Here is a 6,755-nt window from a genome sequence, read left to right as displayed (position 1 = left end):
CACGAGCCCAACAGCAGTATGGCTTAGCTCGTGTCCAATTGTCGGCACTGACCCTGAACTTTATGCCTGGTAGCAGGCGGGGCAGGATTTTTCGTAGACGTATTCGGGGGCGAGTTGCTGGCGCGGGGTGACCACGGCGCGGCACACGAAGCATTGCACGGTTTCCGTTGGCTCCAACTTGGGGTTGAGCGCGGTGCGGTAGTCGAACACGAAGCAGTCGCCCGTGTAGTGGGCGCCGCCGACTTCCTCGAAGTATTTCAGGATGCCGCCTTCGAGCTGGTACACATTGTCGTAGCCGATGTTCTGCATGTGGATCGCGGCTTTTTCGCAGCGGATGCCGCCGGTGCAGAAGGTCACCACGGTCTTGCCCTCGAAGTCGTCCTTGTGGGCGGCGATCAGTTCCGGGAACTCGGTGAATTTCTTGATGCGGTAGTCGACCGTGTTGTCGAACGTGCCCACGTCCACTTCGAAATCGTTGCGGGTATCGACCATCACCACCGGCTTGCCGTTGTCATCGACGCCATTGTCGAGCCAGCGCTTGAGCGTGTGCGCCTCGACGAACGGCGCGCGGCCTTCCTCCGGCTTGATCAGCGGCATGCGCATGGTGATGATTTCTTTTTTGATCTTGACCAGCATGCGCTTGTGCGACTGCTCGGACGACAAACTTTCTTTCACTTCCAGGTCGGCAAACCGTGCATCGCTGCGCACCCACGCCAGGAACTCGTCGATGTTTTCGCGCGGGCCGGAGAGGAACATATTGATGCCTTCCGGGGTCAAAAGAATCGTGCCCTTGAGGCCCAGGCGCGCGCAGATGTCCTGGTATTGCGGCCGCATCGTTTCGGTATCGTCGAAGGTGATGAACTTGTAGGCAGCGATATTGACGTGGGGGGCAAGATCGGTAGCGATAGCGGCAGCGGCGACAGGAGCGCCAGCATGCGCTTCAGCTTGTAAAGCAGTATTAGCGGACATGGTGGTTAAGATTCAAAAAAGAGGGGAAGGCGACATTATACGCGTGACTTCCACGGTAGATAAATCGCTCAGTGCTAAGATTGTCACCATGACGTGGTGAAGGAGGTTATATGTCAACAAGCACTTCGATTCGTATCAACCAGGAACTATACGAGCAGGCCAGGCATGATGCCCTGCTAGCGCAGCGCACGATTTCCGGCCAAATTGAATTTTGGGCGCGTGTTGGCCGCGCAGCGCTTGATAATCCTGACCTGCCAGTAGGTTTTATCGCCGAGTCGCTTGCCTCGCTTGCTGAGCCACGTGAACTTGCGGAGCCATTTGTGCCTCGTAGCACCCGGAGGGCATAGTGTGGTCGGTGCGGCAAACCAAGCGGTTCGCTCGCCAGTACAAGAAGCTGCGCGACAATACTGCCGCTGACGTTGATGCGGCGGTGTTGGTTGTGCAGTCCGATCCGCACGGCGGGGAACGCAAGAACGGTGATTTGGCCAGCCTCTGGGTTCATAAATTCCGCAGCGGCAGTCAGCTCTACTTGCTGGGCTATACGCTCAACGATGGCCTCGAGTTGGTGTACCTGGAAGCCGTCGGTCCGCATGAAAATTTCTATCGAGACATTAAACGCTGATATCCCGGTTCTCGCACACAGATAGATGGAACTGGCCGCTGCGCGGTAAAATAGCAGGTTACTGAACCAGCATCGAGCAGCGTATGAACATGGTAGCAAACGAACAAGTGGCAGGAACTGTCATCTCGCCCGACGAAGGCGCGGTCGTACCGGTCGGGCCGGCTTTTGTCCACCTGCGGGTCCACTCCGAGTACTCGATCGTCGATGGCCTGGTGCGTATCGACGACCTGGTCAAGACGGCTGCCAAGGACAAGCAGGTGGCGCTGGCCGTCACCGACCTGTCCAATATGTTCGGCATGGTCAAGTTCTACAAGGCCGCGCGCGGCAAGGGCGTCAAACCGGTGGTCGGTGTCGATGTCTGGATCACCAATGACGACAACCGCGACAAGCCATCGCGCCTGATGCTGCTGGCCAAGAACCGCATGGGCTACTTGCAGCTGTGCGAACTGCTGTCGCAGGCCTGGCTCACCAACCAGTACAAGGGCCGCGCCGAGATCCGCACCGAGTGGCTGGTCAACCTGGTCAACCAGCAATACGCGCTGCTGCCCAATGACTCGCCAGCGAACGGTCTGATTGCGCTGTCCGGCGCCCACTTCGGCGACGTCGGCCAGGCCATCGAAAACGGCAACCCGGAGCTGGCCGAGCAGAATGCGCAAAAATGGGCGGCGATTTTCCCCGGCCATTTTTATATCGAAATCCAGCGCGCCGGCCAGGCCAACCAGGAAGCGCAGGTGCGCCACGCGGTGTCGCTGGCGTCCAAGCTGGGCTTGCCCGTGGTGGCCACCCACCCGGTGCAGTTCATTTCCAAGGACGAGTTCATCGCCCACGAAGCGCGCGTGTGTATCGCCGAGGGCGAGATGCTCGCCAACGGCAAGCGCGTGCGCAAGTTCAACGAGCAGATGCGTTTTCTCACGCAGGCCGAGATGCGCGAGCTGTTCCACGATCTGCCGGCCGCGCTGCACAACTCGGTGGAAATCGCCAAGCGCTGCAACCTCACGCTCACGCTGGGCAAGCCGCAACTGCCGAACTTCCCCACGCCGGGCATGACCATCGACGAGTTCCTGATCGCCGAAACGAAAAAAGGCCTGGAAGAGCGGCTCGAACAGCTGTACCCGGACCCGGTGCGGCGCGAGAAGGAACGGCCGCGCTACGAAGAGCGGCTCGACTTCGAGAACAAGACCATCATCAACATGAAGTTCCCCGGCTACTTCCTGATCGTGGCCGAGTTCATCCAGTGGGGCAAGAACAACGACGTGCCGATCGGGCCGGGCCGGGGGTCGGGCGCCGGTTCGCTGGTCGCGTATGCACTGAAGATTACCGACCTCGATCCACTGAAATACAACCTGCTGTTCGAACGTTTTCTGAACCCGGAACGGGTTTCGATGCCCGACTTCGATATCGACTTTTGCCAGGAAAAGCGCGAGCTGGTGATCCAGCACGTGAAAGACCTGTACGGGCGCGACGCGGTCTCGCAGATCGCCACGTTCGGTACCATGGCGGCCAAGGGCGCGATCCGCGACGTGGGCCGCGTGATGGACTTCGGCTACAACTTCTGCGATGGCGTCTCCAAGCTGATTCCGTTCAAGCCGGGCAAGCCGGTGTCGATCGCCGAGGCCATCGAAGAAGAACCGATGCTCAAGGAGCGTCAGCAGAACGAGGAAGAAGTGTCGCAACTGCTGGACCTGGCGCAACAGGTCGAGGGCATCACCCGTAACATCGGCATGCACGCCGGTGGCGTACTGATCGCCCCGGGCAAGCTCACCGACTTCTGCCCGCTGTACACCCAGGGCGGCGACGGCGGCGTGGTGTCGCAGTACGACAAGGACGACGTCGAGGCCGTGGGCCTGGTCAAGTTCGACTTCCTGGGCCTGACCACGCTGACCATTCTCGATCGCGCGGTACGCTACATCAAGGCGCTCGACCCGGTCGAAAAAGATTTCGATCTGTCCAAGCTGCCGCTGAACGACCGGCCGTCGTACGACCTGCTCACCAAGGCCAAGACGGTCGCGGTATTCCAGCTCGAGTCGCGCGGCATGCAGGGCATGTTGAAGGATGCGCGGCCCGACCGCTTCGAGGATATTATCGCGCTGGTGGCCTTGTATCGCCCGGGCCCGATGGACCTGATCCCGGACTTCTGCAAGCGCAAGCACGGCGAAAAATTCGACTATCCCGATCCGCGCACCGAGTCCATTTTGTCCGAAACCTACGGCATCATGGTGTACCAGGAGCAGGTGATGCAGATGGCGCAGATCGTCGGCGGCTACTCGCTGGGCGGCGCCGACATGCTGCGCCGCGCGATGGGTAAAAAGAAGGCCGAAGAGATGGCCGAGCACCGCGAGATTTTCCGCGCGGGCGCCGCCAAGGACGGCCTGTCGGCACAGAAGGCCGACGAGATCTTCGACTTGATGGAAAAGTTCGCGGGCTACGGTTTTAATAAATCGCACGCCGCCGCGTACGCGCTGCTGTCGTACCACACCGCATACCTGAAGGCGCACCATCCGGCCGCGTTCATGGCAGCCAATATGTCGCTGGCGATGGAAGACACGGAAAAGGTCAAAATCCTGGTCGAGGATGCGATCGACATCTGCGGTCTCACCATCCTGCCGCCCGATATCAACAAGTCCGAGTACCGCTTCGTGCCGGATGGCCCGGCGCCGTCGGTCACCGGCAAGAAAGTCACGCAGATCCGTTACGGCCTGGGCGCCTGCAAGGGCGCGGGCCAGAACGCCATCGAGGCAATCATTGCCGCGCGCAATGCCGACGGCCCGTTTGTCAGCCTGTTCGACTTCTGCAAACGGGTCGACAAAAAACAGATCAACCGCCGCACCATCGAGTCCCTGATCCGCGCCGGCGCGTTCGACTGCCTGGCTGTCGACCGCGCGATCCTGCTGGCGTCGGTCAGCTTCGCCATGGAATACGCCGACCAGCAACTCAAGTCCGCCAACCAGGTCAGCCTGTTCGGCGGCGACGACAGCGACCTCGAACCGCCACCGGACTACGTCAAAGCCGAAATCTTCACCGACCGCCAGCGCCTGGCCGAAGAGAAGATGGCGCTGGGCTTTTACCTGTCGGGCCACATGTTCGATTCGTTCGCACCCGAGGCACGGCGCTTCTCGCGCACCAAGCTCGCCGACCTCGAGCCGTCGCGCGATCCACGCATCCTGTGCGGCGTCATCACCGGCATCCGCCCGCAGATGACACAGCGCGGTAAACTCCTGATCGTCACGCTCGACGACAAGAGCGCAGTGGTGGAAGTGACGGTGTACGCCGAGGTGTTCGAGGAGTGCAAGCACATGATCAAGGAAGACGAGTTTCTGGCCGTGATCGGCAAGGTCTCGGAAGACCGGTTCTCGGGCGGGCTGCGCATCTCGGCCGAAAAGGTGTTCGACATCGTCAGCGCCCGCGTCAAGCACGGCAAGCAACTGGCGATGGCGCTGCCCACCACGCTCGACGTGCGCAAGATGGCCGAAGTGCTGGCGCCATACCGCCATGCCGACGGCTTGCCGGTGTCGGCGCGCATCATGCCGCAGGGCGTGGCCTGCACGGTGCAACTGGGGGAAGGGTGGCGCGTGGCGCCGTCGGACGACTTGCAGCAAGCCCTGCGCCAACAGCTAGGAGCGCAGGACGTCCTTATCGAGTATTAACGGGCAAAGCCTACTGCGCGTCCCGCTACCGCCTCTCCGTTGCTCAGCGTACCTCCGTACGCTTGCGCTACTCAAGACGGTATCGGGCCGCTCGCTACGGCTTTAGTTAACGTTAGCACTGAGCGGCTACGCTCGTGATGGCATAGCCTTTTGCGCCGATCTGGGCAATCGGATCGGCGATATGGTAACGCGACAGGTCGCCGTTGTTGTCGTCGATTTCGACCTTGTGGGCTTCCACATGCCAGTCGGTGCTGGTCGCTTCTTCCGGAATGGTCTTGCCTTCCGGCACAGCCAGGTAAGTGTGCTTGCCAGCTGCTTCGTCTCGGTAATAAATATCTACACGCACGGGGTGCCTCCTTAAGCGAAAAACCCATGGTAACGGAATTCTCCTACTCGGCGCGCCCTCTTAAAGTATAGGTTCGCACAGGAAACTACGCTTTCCGCAGCGCCCGTACCTTGGCCTGGCGCTGCCACAGCTTGACCTTGCGGCTCAGCGTCTGCTTGAAGCGGAACACCAGGCTGTTGGCCAGCGCCTGCCGTACCTGCCGCGCTGCGCGCAGGTCGTCGCGGCGGCTGGTCGAGCGCAGGCTGCCTTGCTCCATCTTGCCCAGCACATTGTCCGGCGTGCCGAACAGCGTGGCGCGGTAAATCTCTTGCAGCTCGCGCCGCACCGTGCGGCCGGTTGCCCCCGGCAGCTGGTACGAGTTCTTCACCGCGCCGATATAGAAATAGCTGACCACCGCATCGAAGTGGTCGCGCACGCTGGCGCTCACGCCGGCCTGTTCCAGCGCCGGCTTGGTCAACCCGAGCGCCGCCGTAAAATCGCGGCAATAGTCGGCGCTGACCGACTTGGTGATGCTGACCGGATGCTGGCGATAGGCCAGCAGCTGGTGCGGCAGGTAGTACAGCGAATGGCAGCGCGCCAGCAGGCGCGGCGTCACCGCCACGTCCTCGAACAGGCGGTTGGTGGGATACAGCGGCTGCTCGAAGCTGGCATAGATCTCGCGCCGTATCACGCGCGCCCAGGCATACAGGTGGCGGTCGGCAAAAAACACGTCGAGAATGGTGTCGGCATCGGTCACCAGGGTGTCGGGCGCGTAGCCCATGTGCACGGCGCGATTCTTGTCGGGCCGGTCCGGGTGCCACATCGAAAAATCGAGCGCGATGGCGTCGGGCCGGTGGCTGGCGATCACCGCGTCCAGCCGCGCCAGGATGCCGGCTTGCAGCAGGTCGTCGCTGTCGATGAACAGGATGTAGTCGCCGCGCGCTTCCTGCAGACCCACGTTGCGCACCTGGGCCAGGCCCTGGTTGGCTTGCCGTATCAGCCGCAGCGCGCACTGCGGCGCTGCGGCCGCTTGCGCCTGCACGCGCGCGGCGGTGTCGTCGCGCGAGCCGTCGTCGATGACGATCAGTTCGTGGGCCGGTGTCATGTGCGGCAGGATGTGGGCCAGGCACTCGTCGATGAAGCCGCCCGCGTTATAGGCCGGAACGATGATGCTGATGGAAAACGGTGCAGGCAT

The 6,755-nt window shown here is 61.6% G+C and carries 6 protein-coding genes; 3 read left to right on the top strand and 3 right to left on the bottom strand.

Annotated elements, in window-relative coordinates; genetic code table 11:
* Nucleotides 1-60: 60 nt before the first annotated feature.
* On the bottom strand, nucleotides 61-969 hold the full coding sequence (locus tag DUPY_RS02170) for a sulfurtransferase (RefSeq protein ID WP_070246057.1): 909 nt from the start codon (nucleotides 967-969) through the stop codon (nucleotides 61-63).
* A gap of 110 nt (nucleotides 970-1,079) precedes the next feature.
* On the opposite strand from DUPY_RS02170, the gene DUPY_RS27075 reads away from it, so the two are divergent.
* From DUPY_RS27075 to dnaE, 3 genes are all read left to right on the top strand, one after another.
* Complete coding sequence (locus tag DUPY_RS27075) at nucleotides 1,080-1,316, top strand: ParD-like family protein (RefSeq protein WP_071651568.1); 237 nt, start codon at nucleotides 1,080-1,082, stop codon at nucleotides 1,314-1,316.
* Complete coding sequence (locus tag DUPY_RS02165; RefSeq protein WP_229255211.1) at nucleotides 1,316-1,591, top strand: type II toxin-antitoxin system RelE/ParE family toxin; 276 nt, start codon at nucleotides 1,316-1,318, stop codon at nucleotides 1,589-1,591. The genes DUPY_RS27075 and DUPY_RS02165 overlap by 1 nt, the downstream gene beginning before the upstream one ends.
* Before the next feature lie 83 nt (nucleotides 1,592-1,674).
* Nucleotides 1,675-5,235: a DNA polymerase III subunit alpha gene (dnaE, locus tag DUPY_RS02160; RefSeq protein WP_070246055.1), complete on the top strand. Its 3,561-nt coding sequence runs from the start codon at nucleotides 1,675-1,677 to the stop codon at nucleotides 5,233-5,235.
* A 112-nt stretch (nucleotides 5,236-5,347) separates the two neighbouring features.
* Here dnaE and DUPY_RS02155 read toward each other — a convergent pair whose 3' ends face one another.
* Nucleotides 5,348-5,581, bottom strand: coding sequence for a DUF6139 family protein (locus tag DUPY_RS02155; protein ID WP_070246054.1), 234 nt, complete (start codon nucleotides 5,579-5,581; stop codon nucleotides 5,348-5,350).
* A gap of 85 nt (nucleotides 5,582-5,666) precedes the next feature.
* Nucleotides 5,667-6,755, bottom strand: a complete 1,089-nt coding sequence (locus tag DUPY_RS02150) for a glycosyltransferase family 2 protein (RefSeq protein WP_070246053.1) — start codon at nucleotides 6,753-6,755, stop codon at nucleotides 5,667-5,669.

The sequence above is a fragment of the Duganella phyllosphaerae genome (genome assembly GCF_001758785.1).
GTDB lineage: Bacteria > Pseudomonadota > Gammaproteobacteria > Burkholderiales > Burkholderiaceae_D > Rugamonas > Rugamonas phyllosphaerae.
The sequence above is the reverse complement of the archived record's forward strand: the minus strand, read 5'-3'. Positions and strand labels throughout refer to the sequence as shown.

Coding starts and splice junctions, on each gene's coding strand:
- DUPY_RS02170 (WP_070246057.1), bottom strand. CDS start 969: ATGTCCGCTAATACTGCTTTACAAGCTGAAGCGCATGCTGGCGCTCCT.
- DUPY_RS27075 (WP_071651568.1), top strand. CDS start 1,080: ATGTCAACAAGCACTTCGATTCGTATCAACCAGGAACTATACGAGCAG.
- dnaE (WP_070246055.1), top strand. CDS start 1,675: ATGAACATGGTAGCAAACGAACAAGTGGCAGGAACTGTCATCTCGCCC.
- DUPY_RS02150 (WP_070246053.1), bottom strand. CDS start 6,755: ATGCCTGCACCGTTTTCCATCAGCATCATCGTTCCGGCCTATAACGCG.